Source organism: Hymenobacter sp. BT18, from assembly GCF_012273015.1.
In the GTDB taxonomy this organism is placed as follows: Bacteria; Bacteroidota; Bacteroidia; order Cytophagales; family Hymenobacteraceae; genus Hymenobacter; species Hymenobacter lutimineralis.
Window position 1 is genome coordinate 3,081,215 of the sequence record NZ_CP050954.1, and the last position, 18,008, is coordinate 3,099,222.

Here is an 18,008-nt window from a genome sequence, read left to right on the forward strand (position 1 = left end):
GCTACTTGCCTAGTTGCAGCAGATAGCCCACTTGCACCACAATGGCGTCGTTGTTGGTGATGGGCTTCCCTGGCAGGGCGTCCCGCTCAATCACGGTTTTAAAGCCCCGACTGTAGCGCAACCCCATCGTCAGCCCGCTGCGGTGCTGAAAACCCATGCCCCCAATGGCGCCAAAATCGAAGGCCTGCACGTCGCTCGTCGACGAAGCCGTAGAGTTTGTGGTGGTAGCCTCCCGGCCGTCGGCGAAGGTGCGGGTTGTTTCGGTTTCGGTTTGGCTGCCGATCAGGTAGCTCACTTGGGGCCCCAGCTCAAAATATAGCCCGCCGTTGGTGTTCACGCGGAAGGCCAAAGGCAGCTCCAGGTAATTCAGACGCCGCTTCATCAGCAACACGCGCTGCGACTCGCCTGCTTCCAGGCCCGTGGTGGTTAGAGACGTGTTGGTCATGCGGTAGCCTTTCCGGCTGAAGCTTAGCTCGGGCGCCACGGTAAACACGCCCGTGCTGCTTAAGGGAATGGTGCTGGCCAGGCTCACAAAGAAGTCGGGGCGCCGTCCATCGGTGCGGGTGCGGTAGTTTTCGCCGCCCAGCTGGTCCACATCGTTGCCGGTAAGACGGCTGAGCATCAGTCCGGTTTTCAGCCCCAGGCGGGGGCGGCCAGCATTCTGGGCCGAAGCCGTAAAGGAAAGCAGGAGCAGGGCGGCCGCCGCCGAGCCTTTGGCTGCTAAACGAAACAAGTCGGAAATCAACATACTATAGAAAAACAGGCGCTCCGGTAACCAGCCCGGTCGGGGTGGCCGCGCCATTCGGCTACAATGTTACGCCAAAGGTGGGAGTTGCGCGGCGGCATGATCTGCTTGAGGGAGCAATTTTGGCTTGGAGAGGTTGCACTAAGCGCGGTAACTAACGAAACCCGCAGTATTTTGGCGGCTATGATGCGTGTGACGTTGCGCCGGTACGCGGGGGTAGGATTGATGATGGGGGCCCTGGCGCCACAAGTGGCGGCGGGGCAACAGCCCGCGCGGGCAGTGGTGGTGGGGGCCTATGCCCAGGGCGCTTTCATCATCGCGCACAGTCCCCGAGTAAAGCACCTGGTGCGGGCACACCCCACCGGCTTCGAGCTGAACCTGCAGCATCAGACGCGGGGTGAGCAGCCCTGGCATGCCTGGCACCGCTACCCGCGCGTGGGCCTAGCCCTGCTGTACTATGATTACCACACCACCACGCTGGGCCGCAGCTACGGGGCGGGCGTGTACCTGAGCAAATCCCTGTGGCGCACGGCCCGTCAGGAAGTAAACTTTCGGCTGGGCGGGGGCCTAGGGTGGTTCAGTCAGGCCTTCGACCAAAGCGCCAACCACAAAAATACCTTCGTTAGCTCCCGGCTGAACGCCTTGATCCTGACCCGCGTGGAGTATGACGTGGCCCTGACCAACCGGCTGGGGCTGCTGGCCGGGCTGGGGCTAAACCACTATTCCAACGGCGCCACCACCAAGCCCAACCTGGGCATCAACATGCCTACGCTGGTGCTGGGCCTGAATTTGCACTCCCAGCGCCCTTTCCGGCCCCTGGACCAGCCGCCCGCGCCCGCGCCCGCCGAGCTAGGTAAGCTCTTCCTGAACCTGAGCACCAGCGTTGGGTACAAGCAGCGCAACGAAACCGACACCCGCAAATACCTGGTGAACTCCGTGACGGTGGCCGGAGGCAAGCGGCTGAACCGGAAAAGCAACCTCCTGGTAGGGGTAGAAGGCTTTTACGACCGGTCGTTGCGGGCGGAGCTGCGCGACACGGCCCGCTTGGACCGGCCGCTGCCCGATGTGAAAAAAGCTGGTGTATTTCTTGGGCACGAGCTGCTGTTCGGGCAACTGGCCTTCAGCACCCACCTGGGGTTTTACCTGTATAATCCGTACAAATCCAACAAGTTCTACTACGAGCGAATCGGTCTGAAATATGCCTTTACGAACCATCTGTTCGGGGCCCTCGACTTGAAAGTGCACCGCGGTGCCGCCGACGTGCTGGAGTTCCGACTTGGGGCAAAGCTGTAAGACATCGGCGGGCAGGTTTCGCCTGAATAAGCTGCTAAGAGAGTTGAGGCGGCAGAACTGACGCTTCGGTAAGAAACGCCGGGTAGCCTGGGTAACACGGGCTTTCTTCGGGCCCTACTTCTTCAAACGCTTAGCCGACGGCTCCCTTCATGGAAACACTGCTACTGCTCAACCGCTGGCTACACATTGCCGCGGGTTTTACCGGTTTTTTTGTGGCCCCCGTTGCCTTGCTGGTGCGCAAGGGTGGGGCCGCCCACCGGCTTTGGGGCCGGGTGTTTTTCTGGGCTATGGTGGTGGCCGGGAGTACGGCTATCCTATCGGCCAGCCTCCAGGGGCTAACCTTTTTGCTGCTCACGGGCGTGTTTAGCTTGTATTTGGCGCAGTTTGGCTACCGCTCCCTCTACCACAAGCGCATGGGGGCCGGGCAGCTCCCCACGCGCTACGACTGGCTGAGCGTGCTCGTGGGGCTGCTGATCTTCCTGGGCACCATCGGCTACGGTTTGCTGAGCCGCCCGTTCAACCCGGTGGCGCTGGTGTTCGGGGGCATCGGGCTGTTCACGACGGTGCGCCAGCTCCGAGGCTTCCGGCGAGAGGGAGCGTGGCCGGCGGGTCAGTGGCTGCGCAACCACATTTCGGGGTTTGTGGGCTCCTACATTGCCGCTGTTTCGGCATTTTCCGTCACCAGCCTTTCCTTCATCCCGTTTCCGCTCAACTTCCTCTGGCCTACGCTGGTGCTGGTGCCCCTCATGATCTGGCTGCAGCGCCGCTACGCGCCGGAAGGTAAAGCGGTGAAGTTGTGAGATGGTGAGTTCCTCGTAGATCAGTTCGAGTAGTTCACTAAGAACGTCCTGCTTCGCTACACTCTGCCTGGTTTACTGCTGCACTAGCGCCTGGTTGATGCGCTTGATCAGGCTGGGGCCTTCGTAAATAAAGCCCGTGTACAGCTGCACGAGCGAAGCGCCCGCCGTCAGCTTTTCCAGCGCATCCTGGGGGGAGTGAATGCCGCCTACGCCGATAATAGGCAGCTTGCCCCTGCTGTGGTGGCTGAGGTAACGAATAACGTTGGTAGCGCGCTGCTGCAACGGCCTGCCACTCAAGCCGCCCGCACCCAGCCGCTCGACGTGCGAACGAGCAGTGCGCAGGCCTTCCCGGCTGATGGTCGTATTGGTGGCTACCAAGCCGGCCAGCTGCGTTTCGCGGGCAATGAGCAGGATGTCGTCGAGCTGTCCGTCGGTCAGATCGGGGGCAATTTTGAGCAGCAGGGGACGGGGCTGGGGCAGGGCTTGGTTGCGGGTCTGCACCTGCTGGAGCAAATCGATAAGGGGCTCCCGCTCCTGCAGCTGGCGCAGGTTCGGCGTGTTCGGCGACGAAACGTTCACCACAAAATAGTCAACTTCGGCGTGCAGGGCCTCCACGCAGGCAATGTAGTCCTGGGCTGCCTGTTCGTTGGGCGTGTCCTTGTTCTTGCCGATGTTGCCCCCGATGATGAGTCCCCGGTCGCGCCGCAGGTGGAGGCGGGCGGCGGCGGCGGCGGCACCTTCGTTATTGAACCCCATCCGGTTGATGAGGCCTTCGTCCTCGGGCAGCCGAAACAGGCGCGGGGTAGGGTTGCCGGGCTGGGGCCGCGGCGTAACGGTGCCAATTTCCACGAATCCGAAGCCCAGGGCGCCCAGCTCATCGGTCAGCACCGCGTTCTTGTCGAAGCCGGCAGCCAGGCCCACAGGGTTGCGGAACGGCAGGCCGAATACCTCACGCGCCAGCGCAGGGTGCTCAAAGTCGTAGAGCCGGCGCAGCAGGGCAGGGGTGCCCGGCAGGCGGTAGCCCCGCTTCAGGTTGTCGAACACCAGGTGGTGCGCCTTCTCGGCGTCGAAGCGGAACAGCAGGGGCTTAAGCAGAGTGTGGTACATGGCATGGCGCAACGGGCCGGGCAAAAGTCTGAATAAAAATCCTGATGCAGGTAGCCGAGGTGCCGGGGCCTCAATTCAGGTAGCTACATATAATATTATTATTTTAAGATATTAAAAGGATTTTCCTAGATTTCAGCCCTTCGAATTCCTTACGCGGCTGCGCTGCCTATGGAAGCTGCGGTGCATTACCGCTCCACCTTAGCTAACCAGTCGGGGCCGCCGAAGGAGCTTGCCACTTCCATACTTTTCTTCACTCCAACCTCTTTCCGCTATGAAAAGAAACCTTTTCCTTCTCCTGATCTTCCTCACAAGCCTGACAACGGCCTCGGCCCGGGGGCTGTACTTTGCGCCCTGGGGCAACAACGCCAATGCCGGCACGAAAGCCGCTCCGTGGGCCAATTTCACCACCACCAACGACTGGAAAATTCGCCAGGGCGGCTACGATACCCTCTACTTCCTGGGCGGCACCTACGCCGCGCGGTTTGCGGGCTCTATTTCCCGCGCCGATGGGCAGCCCATGCGCCTGTGTGCCTATCCCGGTCAGGTACCCGTGCTGGATGGCACCACCTTGGGTCTGGGCCTGCAAACAGGCTTGCTCGATCTGTACGGGCCCACCAATATCAGCATCAGTGGGCTGCGGCTGCAAAACAGTGGCGGGCGGGGCATTGCCCTGCTAGATGCCCGCAACATCACCATCGATAACTGCACGGTGCGGGAAGTGCGCGAGCGGGCCATTGGCGGCAGCGGCGACGACGTACGCATCCTTAACTGCCAGGTAGACCGTGCCTGCCTGATGAACGAAAACCAGCTTAACCCCGATGGCTCCATTCGTACGGGGGGCTGGCCCGTGGCGGTGGCGCCCTGGCGCTGGTCTGATGGTCGCCCCTCGGCCCGGTGGACAGTGCGTGGCACTACCATTGCCAACAGCTGGGGCGAGGGCCTGAGCGTGCAGGATACGGACGGCTCCGTAGTGGAAGGCAACGTGATTCGGAACGTGTTCAGCGTGGGCCTCTATGCAAACAACTGCCAGAACGCCCGCTTCGTGGGCAACCAGATCATCCTTACCGATACCCTGTACCGCCGCCGCGACACCCACCGCCTGCCCAACGGCATTGCCGTGGCTGTGGAGGGCCGTGTCACTAACCAGCCCGCTCGCGACCTGGTGTTTGCCAATAACTTAGTTGTAGGCGGCAGCACCAGCTTCAAGTACTGGCACAGCTACGCCCCCGGCGAAGCCCACAACAACGACCTGCCCTCCAACACCTACCAGAACCTCACCTTGGCCTACAATGTGTTTGTGCGGGCCGAAAACACGGCCGTGGTCATAGATGCCGTGCCAACGGGATTCACCACCCCTGGTGGTAGCCAGTTTCGTAACAATGTGGTGGATGGCCTGGGCACCCAGCCAGGATTGCAGGTGGGCAACGCCGGCGCCTGGGTGTTCAGCCACAACGACTGGGTTGATGGTATTCCCACTACCGGTACCCACGCAGCCAGCCTAGCCGTGGGCCCACAATTTGTAAACCCCACGGGCAGCACGGCCGCCGACTTCCGACTAACAACTACGTCGCCATTGGGGCGGGCCGGCACGCCGCTCGGGGTCATCAATACTGATTTCTGGGGGACACTCCGCTCGGGCACGGCCCCCAGCATTGGCCTGCATGAAGCCTCGGCTGCGGCCGCCCCGGCTTTTGTGCTGGCTCGCTACAGCGCTACCGCCGCTAAGCGCAGCGTGCAGCTCAGCTGGGCCACCAGCTCCGAAACGGGCTCCGCCTACTTTGTGGTGCAGCGCAGCTTCGACGGTGGCGCTACGTTTAGTAAACTGGGGCAGGTAACGGCCGCCGGCACCAGTACCACACTCACCAGCTACGCCTTTACCGACAAAACAACCCGCCAGGATGGCTACTACCGCCTGCAAATGGTGGATGCTGGTGGCAAAAGCACGTTTTCTCCCGTCTGGACGCTGAACGGCTGCCTTTGCCCACCCGACCCTACCCGGCAATTGGCGCAACCATCGGGCGTGTACCCGGTGCCGGTAACGGCGGCCGGCTACCTACACCTGGCAGTGTCCGCCACCGAAGCCTACCTCTACAACGCGCAGGGGCGGGTAATACGGCTGCTCGCTACCCCCGCGGGCTGGCAGTTGCCGACTAGCGTAGCCGAAGGACCCTACTGGCTGCGCGCCCGCACGGCCAGCGGCTGGCAGCGCCATCAAATAGTAGTGGCCCGGTAATTTGACCTGACATACTACCACGCAAAAAGTCCCCTTCTCAGCCTGAGAAAGGGACTTTTTGGTACAGCTAAGTGGCTTAGCCAGCCCAGCCTTCCCGGTCAAGGCTGCGGTACTGAATAGCTTCTGCCAAGTGCTGAATCCCGATTTCGGGAGTGCCCGCCAGGTCGGCGATGGTGCGGGCCACTTTCAGGATCCGGTCGTAGGCCCGGGCCGATAGGCCGAGGCGCTCCATGGCCGTTTTCAGCAGCGTGAGCCCCGCTTGGTCGATGCGGCATACGTCCTTTACCATCTGTGAAGGCATCATGGCGTTGGAGTGGATATCCGGAAACGCCTGAAACCGCTCAGCTTGCCGCTGCCGGGCTTCCGTCACGCGCTGCTGAATGGTGCGACTATCTTCGGAGCGGCGCGTTTCCGTCATCTGGTCAAACGTCACGGGCGTCACTTCCACGTGCAGGTCAATGCGGTCCAGCAGCGGGCCGCTCACCTTGTTGAGGTAGCGCTGCACCACGCCCGGGCCGCACACGCACTCCTTCTCTGGGTGGTTGTAGTAGCCGCAGGGGCATGGGTTCATGCTGGCAATGAGCATGAAGTTAGCCGGGAAATCAATGCTGACCTTGGCCCGGGAAATGGTTACGCGGCGCTCTTCCAGGGGCTGGCGCATTACCTCCAGCACCGTACGCTTGAACTCGGGCAGCTCATCCAGAAACAGCACCCCGTTGTGCGCCAGGGAGATTTCGCCGGGCTGGGGGTTGCCGCCCCCGCCTACCAGGGCCACGTCGGAAATGGTGTGGTGGGGGCTGCGGAAAGGGCGCGTGTTCAGCAGGGAAGCGTTGGCGCCCAGCTTGCCGGCTACGGAATGTATCTTGGTAGTTTCCAGAGCCTCCTGCATGTTCAGCGGGGGCAGGATGCTGGGCAGGCGCTTGGCCAGCATGGTCTTGCCCGCGCCGGGTGGCCCAATCATAATCACGTTGTGTCCGCCCGCCGCCGCTATTTCCAGGGCCCGCTTGATGTTTTCCTGGCCCTGCACATCGGCAAAGTCGGCGGCGTACTGATTGGCCGTGTGCTGAAACACGTCCCGCGTATCAACCACCACCGGCTCAATAGCCTGGCGGCCTTCCAGGAAATCAACGGCTTCCTGCATGGAGCTTACCGGAATAATATCCAGGTTGTTGACGATGGCCGCCTCCTGGGCATTTTCCCGCGGCAGAATAAAGCCCTTAAAGCCTTCCTTGCGCGCCTGAATGGCAATGGGCAGCACGCCTTTAATGGGCCGTAGCTCCCCATCCAGGGCCAGCTCCCCCATGATGATGTACTCCGAAAGCCGCTCGGTGGTAAGCTGCTGGGAAGCATGCAGAATACCCAGTGCAATGGGCAGATCATACGAAGACCCTTCCTTGCGAATGTCGGCGGGGGCCATGTTTACGACCACCTTCGTGCGGGGCATGCGGTAGCCCCGAAACTTGAGGGCGGCCTCTACCCGCTGCTGACTTTCTTTAATAGCATTATCGGGCAGGCCCACCACGAAAAAGCTGGTGCCCTGCGAAACGACTACTTCAATGGTAATGGTATAGGCGTTAACTCCTTGCACGGCCGAGCCGAAGGTTTTGGTAAGCATAGGAAAGAGTATAAATGAGGCGCAGGGAAGATACGTAACGGCCTAAATAAAATGGTAACCCAGAGCAGTGCGAAGGCCCTGCACCCGAAAGATATTGGACGCGCTAACGGCGTTTTCTTTCGGGTGCAGGGCCTTCGCGCTACGTGGTATACCAGGGAGAAGCTACGCCTCTACCAGTTGCTCAATGAGCATAATCAGGATGTGGATAGCCTTGATATGGATTTCCTGGATCCGGTCGGCGTAGCCCGCGTGTGGGGCGCGAATTTCCACGTCGCTGATACCGGCCAGCTGGCCGCCGTCCTTGCCCGTGAGGCTCACTACGCGCATACCGGCTTCGCGGGCGGCCTGGGCGGCCAGCAAAACATTGGGGGAGTTGCCGCTGGTGCTGATGGCCAGCAGTACGTCGCCGGGGCGGCCCAGGGCTTCTACAAAGCGGCTGAACACGTGGTCGTAGCCAAAGTCGTTGGCCACGCAGCTCATGTGGGAAGCCTCGGTGAGGGCAATGGCGGCCAGGGCGCGGCGGTTCTGGCGGTAGCGGCCGGTGAGCTCTTCGGCAAAGTGCTGGGCGTCGCAGAGGGAGCCGCCATTGCCGCAGGTCAGAATTTTGCCGCCCGCGGAGAGGGCCGCCGCCATCAGGCGGGCAGCCTGCTCAATGGCCGCCAGGCTGGCGGGATCTTGCACAAAACGGTCGAGGACGGCTTGCGCCTCCGTCAGCTCGGCGCGGATAAGGGTAGTTAGCGAGGTAGTCACGCCGCAAAGTTACCGCAACGGCGGTTGTGGTGAGCCAGGCTTGTTGGGCGGAATAATGGAGTTAGGCTGGTCGATGGGAGCATTCGACAAACTGGGGTCCGACTGCGGGAAAACGGGCCGGCTGGGCTCAGGGGTCGGGTCGGGGTAGGTAGTCGTGCCGGGCACGGTGCCGGGGCGCTGCTGAAACTCCCGCTCCCGCAGCTCCATTTGCTGGTCGTAGAGGCGGGCCTTCAGCTCGTTGATCTTGCCCTCGTGCAGGCTGATGTTGCGGCGCAGCAGGGTGCTGTCCAGGTTTTCGGTAATAAGCTGCAGGGCCAGCAATACCACGGCCGTAACCAGCAGCCCGAAGTACAGAGATTCGTAGGAGCCGGCCATGCTGGCGAAGCTGCTGCGCACCGAGGGTACGAGCAAGACCAGCAGCGCCAGCAGCACAAATACCATTACCAGAATGGTCACCAAACGTTTCAGAGCAAGCATGGGAGAGGTCAGGCTGAGATGAAAAAATTAGCCGTAGTACGTGCCAGGCTACGGTAGAGGCTAAATATAGAGAAGATTAGATGAGCAGGAGGCTATACGGCAAATTGCCACCGACGATTGTACTATGCCGCAACCAACCAGGCGCGCTGCCTTCCGTCGCCTTACTGTAGAGGGTTGGGGCTGGTTTGCAGCAAACTCAGACGTTTGTACAGGCCGTTTTCGTTGCGCAGCAGCTCCTCGTGCGTGCCCCGCTCCACAATGCGGCCGTGCTGCAGCACCACAATCTCGTCGGCGTGCTGCACGGTGCTCAGGCGGTGAGCAATAACCAACGAGGTCCGGCTTTGCATCAAGCGCATCAGGGCTTCCTGCACCAGCTTTTCGCTTTCCGTGTCGAGGGCCGAGGTGGCTTCGTCGAGAATAAGAATGGGCGGGTTGCGCAGCACAGCCCGGGCAATGCTCAGGCGCTGGCGCTGCCCGCCGGAAAGGCGGGCCCCCCGGTCGCCAATCAGGGTTTGGTAGCCCTCGGGCGTGGCCGTGATGAAGTCGTGGGCATTGGCAATCTGGGCCGCCCGCACCACTTCTTCCTCCGTGGCATCGGTCTGGTTAAAGCGGATGTTGTTGAATATCGTGTCGTTGAACAGAATGCTTTCCTGGGTTACAATGCCCATCTGGTCGCGCACGGAGTGGATAGTGGCCCCACGCAGGTCGTGGCCATCGATGAGAATCTGGCCGGCGGTAGGGTCGTAGAAGCGCGGCACCAGGTCGGCCAAGGTGCTTTTGCCGCCCCCGCTGGGGCCCACCAGCGCCACCGTTTTGCCTTTTTCGATGGTCAGGTTGATATCGTGCAGCACCACGTTGTCGCCGTAGCTGAACTGCAGGTTGCGCAGCTCAATCTGGTGCTGAAAGGGTGGCAATACCTGCGCGTCGGGCGTGTCGCGCACGGTGGGCTCTACGTCGATAATGCTCAGCACCCGCTCGCCGGCTACCAGTCCGCGCTGGATATTGCCGAAGGATGCCGACAGGGACTTGGCAGGCGTGAGCACCTGCGAGAACATGATGATATAGGCAATGAAGGAGGCCGCCTGCAGGTCGGAGTTTCCCCCCAGGATAAGGGTGCCCCCGAAGTACAGCAGCCCGGCCACTACCAGTACCCCGGCAAACTCAGAAAAAGGGGAGGCCAGGTCCCGGATGTTATCAATACGCCGGGAGGCCTGGGCATACTGGTCGTTTTGCTGCTCAAACTTCCCCTTGATGTATTCCTGGGCATTGAAGGCCTTAATTACCCGCATGCCGCCCAGCGTCTCATCAATCACGGAGAGCATGGAGCCCAGGGTGCTTTGGCTGGTTTTGGCCTGGTTGCGCAGGCGTTTGGCCAGGCCCGCAATTATGCCGCCCGACAGCGGCAGCAAAATCAGCGTAAACAGCGTGAGCTTCACCGACATGTAGAACAGTACCACGAAGTAGCCTACAATGGTCAGCGGGTCGCGCACCACGGCCTGCAATGTATTCACCACCGAAATTTCCACTTCCTGCACGTCGTTGGTGAAGCGTGACATCAGGTCGCCCTTGCGCTCGGTGGCAAAGAAGCCCAGCTGGAGCTGAATGACGCGGTTGTAAAGCGTCCGGCGCATGTTGCGGATAACCCGGGCGCGCACCCGGGCGGCTATACGCAAACTCAGGTAGCGGAACACATTGCTGAAAAACACCGAGGTAATCAGCACCAGGCACACAAACAGCAAAGCGCCGAGCTTGCCGTGCTGGGCAATGATCTGGGCAAAGAAGTAGTTGAAGGTGCCCGTAACGTAGTCGAGGGTGGGGGCAAAAGCGGGGAGGTGCTCCGGTACCGCCAGCTTGCTGGTGGTTTCAAACAGCACATTCAGCATGGGAATCACCAGGGCCAGGTTGCCGATGCCGAAGAAGATGCCCAGAATGGTATACAGCAGGTACAGCGGCAGAAAATCGGCCCAGGGGCGGGCAAACTGCAGAATGCGGAGGTAAGTCTTCATAAGGAAGCAGCAAAGGTACCGGCATTTGCCGGGAAGGCAGGCAACCAATTCGACTCCGAAGCCGAGAAGGTAACAGAAGCCCGTTACCCGGGTACACGCCTTTCTCCTCCCTATACTGTATGGAACGCAAAGAATTTATTCAGCTTTTCGGCCTGGGCGCCGTGGCGCTGCTGAGTGGGGGCTGCCTGGGCGGCTGCTCCAGCGACAAAGAAGAGGTGAAGCCCGGGCCAGGTACCACTCCGGGCCCCACCAAAATCGACTTCACCCTGGACCTCAGCGCGGCCGCCAACGCGGCCTTGCAGGATCCCGCCATCGGGTACGTGTACGGGGCCGATGGGCAGGTGATTGTGGCCAAAACCACCGCCGACACCTACCTGGCGGTGCAGGCACCCTGCACCCATCAGGGTACGCCCGTAGCATTTTTCCCGGCCCAGAATTTATTTATCTGCCCCAACCACGGCTCGGCCTTCAAGCCCGACGGCACCGTTTCGAACGGACCAGCGGCCCGGGCCCTGACCAAGTATACCGTGACCCAAACGGGCAACACCCTGCGTGTGACCAGCTAGGCCCCCGTGAGCTAAAGAGGCCCCGACTGCTATAGCCGGGGCCTCTTTTTGGTAGTAAGTCAGCCTTGACGCGGGCTATTCCGGCTTGAAAATGCTGACGATTTCGATGCGGCCCTGGATATGCTGGTTGAACTCGACCAACTCCTCCGCAGGCACCCACAACTCGTCGTGTTGCCGGTCGCCCACGTTTTGGACGGGGAACAGGGCCGCGTAATCAGCATCAAGAGCAAAGCGCAGCACGTAGCCTACGCCGTAGTACGGCACGTTCCAGTCGCGGGCAATCTGCGCGGCGTACGCTTCATTCAGCACCGGGTAGAAGATGGGCTGCTCGGGCAAGCGCGGCGGAAACTCCAGCCAGCCGGAGGCCGCAATCAGGTCCAGCTCCTGCTGGTTGACGGGGCGGTACAGCAAAATGGTGGCTGGGTCGTGGCGCACGGGAGCAGTGGCTTAAAACTCATGAACGCGCTGCGCGATGTTCCAGCGCAAGCTCAGGGCCGAGTAGGCTTCGTTGCCTTCGAGGGCGGTGGGCTGGGCAGAGGAGCGGTTGCGCACAATCTGGGTTACATCCAGCCAGAGGTTGTGGCGTACCTGGTAGGTGGCCGTCAGGTCGCCATGAAACAGGCGGGAACGGTTGCCGCTGCCCACCGAAAAGCCGTACTCACCGGGGCGGGTGAGGTAGGAGTTCAGCACATTGCCGCCGTAGTTGATGTACCCGGTGTAAGGCGGAAAATCCAGGTTCACCTGCCGGTCGAGGCCCTGCTCGGAGTAGAAGGCCTTGCCTACGATGTTCAGGCGCGGCAGGGGCTGGTAGCTCACTACGCCCAATATTTCCCAGAGGTTGGCCCCCATGGGGTGGGCCAGGGGCTGGTCGTAGTGCTGGTAGTTGCGGAACTTGTCGTCGTGCTGGTAGGTGAAGGGCCGGATGTAGTTGAACTCAGCCTGTAGATCGAGGTTGCGGATACCGGCCGCGTCAATGTATTTGGCTCCTAACTGGAAGGCCTGCTTGTTGCCCCACCAGCCTTTACCGGCACGTATTTCACTGATCTTGAATTCATCCAGCATCACCTGCCCATAGAGCTGGGCCGTGTGGAAGAGGTTCCACTTGAAGTCGAGGCCCAGCAGGGCGTTGTCGTTGGAGCCCAGTTGCTGCTCCACGCTACGGTAGAAGATAATTGGGTTCAGGTACTGGAGCTCGAAGCGCCCCTTGCCCCGCGAAAACACCACCGACTCAAACACGCCAATGTTGAAGTTAGGCGTCACGTCGAGGCTCAGGTGGTGAAGGGCGAAGTACTTCTTCTGGTAAATGGTGTCGGCATTGGCCTTATCAGCCGTCATTTCCGCAAACAGGTTCTGGTAGTTGAACTTCCAGATGCGGGTGTTCAGCTTCAGGTAGAAATACGGAGCCGCGTAGTCCGACAAAATCAGGGAGCGGTAGCCGTTACCGATGAAGTTCCGGTCGTGGCCCAACTGTACGTTGATGTGCTTGGAAGCGGCGTAGGTTACGTAGCCCCGCGCCGAGAGGAAATCGTACTGTCCGGGCTTATCCTTAAAGCGTTTCCAGTAGCCTTCATGCGGCACAATATTGTCGCGCAAAATGCGCTGGCGCACGTATTCCGGCACGGCCATCTGGTTGTCGGCCAGGAACGTGTAAAAGCCCAGCTTCTCGTCGATGGTACCTTCTACCTGCACACCGCGGGTATTGATGTAGCGTAGCCCATCGATGTCAGTATCCCGGCCAGCCTGCAACCCCAGCACGGGGTTTATGCGCAGGGTGAAATCGGGTGTTTCTACGGCCAGCAGATCAGAGGGCCGTTTGTAGAAGTGTTTGAGAATAGGCTGACGGCTTTCGTTCAGGCCGGAATCCTGGCGGGTATAGGCCCAGTTGTCGCGAAGCAGGTAGCGCAGGTTAAACCGGTCGGCGCGGGAAAGGCCCGCGGCGCTGTCGCGCAGCATCCGCTCGGCCAGGCGGGCCACCACGGCGCGCGGGTAGGGGCGCACAGCCGTGTGCGGGTCGTGCAGGGAGTCGGCCCCGAGCTTAAGGGAGTAGCGGTCAATGAGCCGATATACATCGGCATCGAGTGGCACGTAGGTGGAGCCCTGGCGGCCGTCATAGCCGGCAGCGGGCGTCAGCCCCGGCCCGGTCTCGTGGGTAGTAGACCGGGTAGCGGCCCGCTCCGTTCGGCGGTCGGGCGCAGGCGGGTCGGAGTATATTTTCCAGGGCGAAGCCGCCGGCGCGGTGCCCGATGCGGGGGTGCCGGGAGCCGTGCTGGTCGAGTCGGTCTGAGCCGTGCCCGGCCGAGCGAGCAGGGTTCCAAGCGCGAGAAGGAGGAGCGGTTTTTTCATAGGTAGCAGAGCCCCTTACGCAAAACGGGCGAACAGGTCGGTAAACCTACGTACTTGGCGCGAATACCGGCGTACCCGGTGTGCCCCGGAGCCAGTACCTTTGCCGGGTGCCGCGCCTGCTTCGCTACCGAGAACTGGATTTAACCGCCTGGGATGCCTGCGTGGCCTCGGCCCGGGAAGGGCTGCCCTATGCCTGCTCCTGGTGGCTGCACGCCACGGCTGGCCGCTGGGATGCGCTGGTGGAAGTAGAGGCCAGCACCGGTCGTTACCTGGCCGTGTGGCCCTTGCCGGTGAAGTGGCGCCTCGGGGGCTGGGAAGTATATCAGCCGTTGTTTACTCAACAGCTGGGTGCTTACAGCCGCGCGGAAGAGGCCGGGCAGTTGTCTAGCCTATCGATGTTGAACATGGATAGGTTAATTCCCCGGTATACCCGGTTCTACGCCCAGCTCAACGACGCCAACAAATACCCGACGCAGCTGCTGCTAGGCCACGTGGGAAAGCCTTCTTTGCTGGTTCAGCGCCGCCAGACGTATCATCTGCCGCTGGAAGCGCCCTACGACGTGCTGCGCGCCACCTATGCCGCCGACTACCGCCGCCGCCTGCGCCAGCACGAAAATGCCAGTGCGCCATTAGCAATAGCCGACACGGCCGACGCGGAGGCGCTGCTGCAGCTTTTTCAGCAAACCAAAGGGCCGGAAGCCGGCCTGAAACCCCGCCACTACCGGACGTTGCGGCGGCTTATCATTGCCCTACGGCAGCGCAACCTGCTGGAAGTGTACGAGGCGCGCCAGCCAGGCACGGGCGCGTTGCTGGCCGGGGCGTTGTTTGTACGCTACCGCCAGCGGCTGATTTATTTATTTGCGGCCGCTTCTCCGGAAGGTAAAAAGGCTGCGGCTCCGTTAGTATTACTGGACGCCGCCATCCGACGGCACGCGGGTACGCCCGGGCTCATCCTCGATTTTGAGGGCAGTATGATACCGTCAATTGCTCGTTTTTTCGCCAATTTCGGGGCCACGCCCGTATGCTACGCGGCCCTTTCTTTCACTCAACGTCCCTGGTATCTGCAATGGATGCGCTAACGCCCCCCGCTATTTCCGAACGTGTACACGTGGTATGCGCCGAGCCCTCCGTGGCGAATCACTTTCTGGCGGAGCTGCGCGACGTAGAAAAGCAGCGCGACTCCCTGCGGTTCCGGCGCAACCTGCAGCGCCTGGGCGAAATTATTGCCTACCGCATTAGCTCCCAGCTCAGCTATACGCACCAGACGGTGGCTACCCCGCTGGGGCAGTCTACGGGCATGCTGCTGCAGGATTTTCCGGTGCTGGCTACCATTCTGCGGGCTGGCCTGCCGTTTCATCAGGGCTTTCTGAATTATTTCGACCAGTCGCCCTCAGCCTTTGCCGCTGCCTACCGCATTGAGGGCACGGCCCAGGTGCAGGTCCAAGTCGATTACCTGTCGGCCCCGAGCCTGGATGAGCGGGTACTGATTCTGGCCGACCCCATGCTGGCCTCGGGCAAGTCCCTGGTGCAAACGTACCGGGCCATGCTGCGCTTTGGTACGCCCCGGCAGGTGCACATAGCCGCCGTCATTGCCAGCCCGGAAGGGGTGGCCTACATCACCCGCGAAATTCCGGAAGCCACGCTTTGGGTAGCCGCCATCGATGAAGGCCTGAATGCCCAGGCATACATTGTGCCCGGCCTGGGTGATGCCGGCGACTTATCCTACGGCAGCAAGCTGTAGGCGCGCCTGCCAGCCACGCCTGATACTTTGCCCTACGCTAGCCGACCCCGTTGTCGAATCTGCTTGCCTGCTAACACCTCCTGCTTCATTTCTATTCGCTGCCTACGCTGTGCTGCCCGAGCTGCTTAAATACATTTCTGTTTTCGTTATCAGCATGTTCAAGTTCGTGGCTGGGCCAGTGGCGGGCGTAGCGGCGGGCGTGCCGGCGGGGCTTACGTGGGGCCTCACGGTGGCCGGCATGATGACGACGGTCCTGCTGATTTCGGGCGTGGGAAAGGCCTGGGCGCTGCACCTGCGGCGCAAGCGGGAGGAGAAAGGCAAGCCGTTGTTTAGCCGCCGCAGCCGCCGCATCGTGGGCATTTACCGCCGTTTCGGGATGGTGGGCATTGCCTTTCTCACGCCCATCCTGTTTAGCCCCATCGGCGGAACTGTTATTGCCACGCAGCTCCACGTACCCCGCTGGCGCATTTTGGTGCATATGCTATGGAGTGCCGCTTTATGGGGAGGCGCTATAACGCTGCTAGCCGTGCGCTTCAGCCACCTACCCATCTTTCAGCACTGAACCACGGATTCGGACGGATTTTTCGGATTGCACGGATTGCGTGGATGGGTGTCGTTCAGCAAGGAAGCCGCTTACCATGTGCATCTTCTTGTTCTATGTCATCCTGAGCACAGCGAAGGACCTTATTACGTTGGAATAGCTCCGTTCAGGATGAAAGCTCCTGAAACAAAAACGCCCCGCTACATGCGAGGCGTTTTTGCTGATAAGCGAATCGTCTACGAAATCCGTGCAATCCGAAAAATCCGCGCGAATCCGTGGGTTACTTTTTGCGGCGGTGCTCGGCCCGGCCGTGGGCGGCCCGGGCCGCTTTGGCGGCGGGGGATGACGATTTGCCCTTGGAGGGGTTGACCTTGCTGCCTTTCTGGCTGCGGTTGGGTCGGGCTTCGTAGGTGCGGCCGGTGCGTTTGTCGATGGTTTCGCCGGGTTTCACCCACTCTTTGCGGTCGTGGAAAGCGCCCTGGTAATTGGGGTCCTCGCGCTTACGCCGGTCGTCCATCTCGCGGTTCATGGTTTGCTGCTCCTCGAAGGGGGTTTCCACTACCTGTACTTCCGGCGGCAGCGGCAGCAGTGGAATGGGCTGCCGAATCAATTCCTCAATGCGCTTGATGTGGTGCATCTCGGCCTCGTTGGCAAAGGTGATGGCCGCGCCCGTGTGCTGAGCCCGGCCCGTGCGCCCAATGCGGTGCACGTAGTCGTCGTACACCAAGGGTACATCGAAGTTGATGACGTGACTTACCTGGGGCACATCGATGCCTCGGGCGGCTACGTCGGTAGCTACCAAAAAGCGTACTTCCCCTTCCTTAAAGGCCTCCATGGCGTTGATGCGCACGTTCTGGCCTTTGTTGCCGTGAATAGCCCGCACCTCGCCGTGGGCTTTGCGCTTGAGGAAGCTGGCCACATTTTCGGCGTTTTCCTTGGTGCGCGTAAAAATCATGACGCGGTGAAAGGTGTCCCAGTCCAGGAACAAGTATTCCAGCAGATTAATCTTGGTGACGAGGTTAGGCACCTCATATAGCTCCTGGCTCACGTTCTGGGCCGAGGTAGCGGCGGGCGTCACCTCCACCCGAATCGGGAATTCCAGGAACTCCCCGCTCAGCTCCGTGACCTTATCCGGCATGGTGGCTGAAAACAGCACGTTCTGGCGCTTACGCGGAATAACTTCCAGAATGCGCCGGATCTGGGGCATAAAGCCCATGTCCATCATCTTATCGGCCTCATCCAGCACGAGGGTTTTCAGCTCTTTCAGCACCAAGTCGCCTTTGAGGTACAGCTCCATGAGGCGGCCGGGCGTGGCAATGAGAATATCTACGCCCTTGGCAATGGTTTCAATCTGCGTCTTGGGCCCCAGACCGCCGTAGATAGCAAAAATGCGCAGGTCGGTATAGGTAGCCAGGCGCTGCAGGTGGTTTTCCAGCTGCATAGCCAGCTCCCGGGTGGGGGCCAGAATGAGGGCGCGGGGGTGCGTGCCCTGAGCATACTTCACCTTCATCAGCAGGGGCAGGCCAAAAGCTGCCGTTTTGCCCGTGCCGGTTTGGGCAATGCCCAGCACGTCGTGGCCCGCCAGCAGCAGCGGAATAGTTTGCGCCTGCACGGGGGTGGGCTCGGTAAAACCGGCTTCGGCCACGGCCGTCAGCAGCTGTTTGTTCAGCTTGAAATCGGCAAAGGTGGCGGTGGGCGTGGGCTCAGACATGGTACTCGGCAGCTTGATGAAAGGACAAAGGTACGGGGAATACGGGCGGTACCGCGCATTTCGGGCTTCGTGGCGGCACT

Annotated in this window: 16 protein-coding genes; 7 read left to right on the forward strand and 9 right to left on the reverse strand. The window is 61.0% G+C overall.

Translation table 11 applies throughout. From position 1 onward, the window contains the following. Nucleotide 1 precedes the first annotated feature (1 nt). Nucleotides 2-748: a porin family protein gene (locus tag HER32_RS13225; RefSeq protein ID WP_168682206.1), complete on the reverse strand. Its 747-nt coding sequence runs from the start codon at nt 746-748 to the stop codon at nt 2-4. 180 nt (nt 749-928) lie between these two features. Between HER32_RS13225 and HER32_RS13230 the strand changes: the two genes are divergently transcribed. Both HER32_RS13230 and HER32_RS13235 read left to right on the forward strand, forming a co-directional pair. Continuing rightward, complete coding sequence (locus tag HER32_RS13230) at nt 929-2,038, forward strand: acyloxyacyl hydrolase (protein WP_168682207.1); 1,110 nt, start codon at nt 929-931, stop codon at nt 2,036-2,038. Nucleotides 2,039-2,187: 149 nt separating this feature from the next. Further along, the gene (locus HER32_RS13235) at nt 2,188-2,838 is read left to right on the forward strand and encodes a hypothetical protein (RefSeq protein ID WP_149072087.1); all 651 of its coding nucleotides are present in this window, start codon (nt 2,188-2,190) and stop codon (nt 2,836-2,838) included. 72 nt (nt 2,839-2,910) lie between these two features. Here the strand turns inward: HER32_RS13235 and HER32_RS13240 are convergent, their stop codons facing one another. After that, nucleotides 2,911-3,945: a quinone-dependent dihydroorotate dehydrogenase gene (locus HER32_RS13240; RefSeq protein ID WP_168682208.1), complete on the reverse strand. Its 1,035-nt coding sequence runs from the start codon at nt 3,943-3,945 to the stop codon at nt 2,911-2,913. A gap of 271 nt (nt 3,946-4,216) precedes the next feature. Between HER32_RS13240 and HER32_RS13245 the strand changes: the two genes are divergently transcribed. Then, nucleotides 4,217-6,178, forward strand: a complete 1,962-nt coding sequence (locus HER32_RS13245; protein ID WP_168682209.1) for a right-handed parallel beta-helix repeat-containing protein — start codon at nt 4,217-4,219, stop codon at nt 6,176-6,178. A 76-nt stretch (nt 6,179-6,254) separates the two neighbouring features. Here the strand turns inward: HER32_RS13245 and HER32_RS13250 are convergent, their stop codons facing one another. The 4 genes from HER32_RS13250 to HER32_RS13265 all read right to left on the reverse strand — a co-directional run bounded on the left by HER32_RS13250 (nt 6,255) and on the right by HER32_RS13265 (nt 11,026). Then, nucleotides 6,255-7,793, reverse strand: a complete 1,539-nt coding sequence (locus HER32_RS13250) for a YifB family Mg chelatase-like AAA ATPase (protein WP_168682210.1) — start codon at nt 7,791-7,793, stop codon at nt 6,255-6,257. A 162-nt stretch (nt 7,794-7,955) separates the two neighbouring features. Then, entirely contained in the window at nt 7,956-8,543 is a 588-nt protein-coding gene (gene lpcA, locus HER32_RS13255) for a D-sedoheptulose 7-phosphate isomerase (protein WP_168682211.1), read from the reverse strand. 9 nt (nt 8,544-8,552) lie between these two features. Then, a complete protein-coding gene (locus HER32_RS13260; protein WP_149072092.1) occupies nt 8,553-9,020 on the reverse strand; it encodes a hypothetical protein in 468 nt (155 codons plus the stop codon). 161 nt (nt 9,021-9,181) lie between these two features. Further along, complete coding sequence (locus tag HER32_RS13265) at nt 9,182-11,026, reverse strand: ABC transporter ATP-binding protein (protein ID WP_168682212.1); 1,845 nt, start codon at nt 11,024-11,026, stop codon at nt 9,182-9,184. A 119-nt stretch (nt 11,027-11,145) separates the two neighbouring features. On the opposite strand from HER32_RS13265, the gene HER32_RS13270 reads away from it, so the two are divergent. Next, a complete protein-coding gene (locus HER32_RS13270; protein WP_168682213.1) occupies nt 11,146-11,592 on the forward strand; it encodes a ubiquinol-cytochrome c reductase iron-sulfur subunit in 447 nt (148 codons plus the stop codon). Between the two features lie 75 nt (nt 11,593-11,667). On the opposite strand, the gene HER32_RS13275 is transcribed toward HER32_RS13270, so the two are convergent. Both HER32_RS13275 and HER32_RS13280 read right to left on the reverse strand, forming a co-directional pair. Next, nucleotides 11,668-12,027: an ADP-ribosylation/crystallin J1 gene (locus HER32_RS13275; RefSeq protein ID WP_168682214.1), complete on the reverse strand. Its 360-nt coding sequence runs from the start codon at nt 12,025-12,027 to the stop codon at nt 11,668-11,670. A 12-nt stretch (nt 12,028-12,039) separates the two neighbouring features. Further along, nucleotides 12,040-13,935 (reverse strand): capsule assembly Wzi family protein, encoded by a 1,896-nt coding sequence (locus tag HER32_RS13280; RefSeq protein ID WP_168682215.1) that lies wholly within the window; start codon nt 13,933-13,935, stop codon nt 12,040-12,042. Nucleotides 13,936-14,042: 107 nt separating this feature from the next. Here HER32_RS13280 and HER32_RS13285 point away from each other — a divergent pair, with 107 nt between their 5' ends. From HER32_RS13285 to HER32_RS13295, 3 genes are all read left to right on the forward strand, one after another. After that, on the forward strand, nt 14,043-15,014 hold the full coding sequence (locus HER32_RS13285) for a GNAT family N-acetyltransferase (protein WP_168682216.1): 972 nt from the start codon (nt 14,043-14,045) through the stop codon (nt 15,012-15,014). After that, nucleotides 15,002-15,676, forward strand: coding sequence for a uracil phosphoribosyltransferase (upp, locus tag HER32_RS13290; protein WP_149072098.1), 675 nt, complete (start codon nt 15,002-15,004; stop codon nt 15,674-15,676). The genes HER32_RS13285 and upp overlap by 13 nt, the downstream gene beginning before the upstream one ends. 109 nt (nt 15,677-15,785) lie before the next feature. Then, a complete protein-coding gene (locus tag HER32_RS13295; RefSeq protein WP_232066254.1) occupies nt 15,786-16,238 on the forward strand; it encodes a hypothetical protein in 453 nt (150 codons plus the stop codon). A gap of 259 nt (nt 16,239-16,497) precedes the next feature. On the opposite strand, the gene HER32_RS13300 is transcribed toward HER32_RS13295, so the two are convergent. Then, complete coding sequence (locus HER32_RS13300) at nt 16,498-17,928, reverse strand: DEAD/DEAH box helicase (RefSeq protein ID WP_168682217.1); 1,431 nt, start codon at nt 17,926-17,928, stop codon at nt 16,498-16,500. Between the last annotated feature and the right edge of the window lie 80 nt (nt 17,929-18,008).

Coding starts and splice junctions, on each gene's coding strand:
- HER32_RS13225 (WP_168682206.1), bottom strand. CDS start 748: ATGTTGATTTCCGACTTGTTTCGTTTAGCAGCCAAAGGCTCGGCGGCG.
- HER32_RS13230 (WP_168682207.1), top strand. CDS start 929: ATGATGCGTGTGACGTTGCGCCGGTACGCGGGGGTAGGATTGATGATG.
- HER32_RS13235 (WP_149072087.1), top strand. CDS start 2,188: ATGGAAACACTGCTACTGCTCAACCGCTGGCTACACATTGCCGCGGGT.
- HER32_RS13240 (WP_168682208.1), bottom strand. CDS start 3,945: ATGTACCACACTCTGCTTAAGCCCCTGCTGTTCCGCTTCGACGCCGAG.
- HER32_RS13245 (WP_168682209.1), top strand. CDS start 4,217: ATGAAAAGAAACCTTTTCCTTCTCCTGATCTTCCTCACAAGCCTGACA.
- HER32_RS13250 (WP_168682210.1), bottom strand. CDS start 7,793: ATGCTTACCAAAACCTTCGGCTCGGCCGTGCAAGGAGTTAACGCCTAT.
- HER32_RS13260 (WP_149072092.1), bottom strand. CDS start 9,020: ATGCTTGCTCTGAAACGTTTGGTGACCATTCTGGTAATGGTATTTGTG.
- HER32_RS13265 (WP_168682212.1), bottom strand. CDS start 11,026: ATGAAGACTTACCTCCGCATTCTGCAGTTTGCCCGCCCCTGGGCCGAT.
- HER32_RS13270 (WP_168682213.1), top strand. CDS start 11,146: ATGGAACGCAAAGAATTTATTCAGCTTTTCGGCCTGGGCGCCGTGGCG.
- HER32_RS13280 (WP_168682215.1), bottom strand. CDS start 13,935: ATGAAAAAACCGCTCCTCCTTCTCGCGCTTGGAACCCTGCTCGCTCGG.
- upp (WP_149072098.1), top strand. CDS start 15,002: ATGGATGCGCTAACGCCCCCCGCTATTTCCGAACGTGTACACGTGGTA.
- HER32_RS13300 (WP_168682217.1), bottom strand. CDS start 17,928: ATGTCTGAGCCCACGCCCACCGCCACCTTTGCCGATTTCAAGCTGAAC.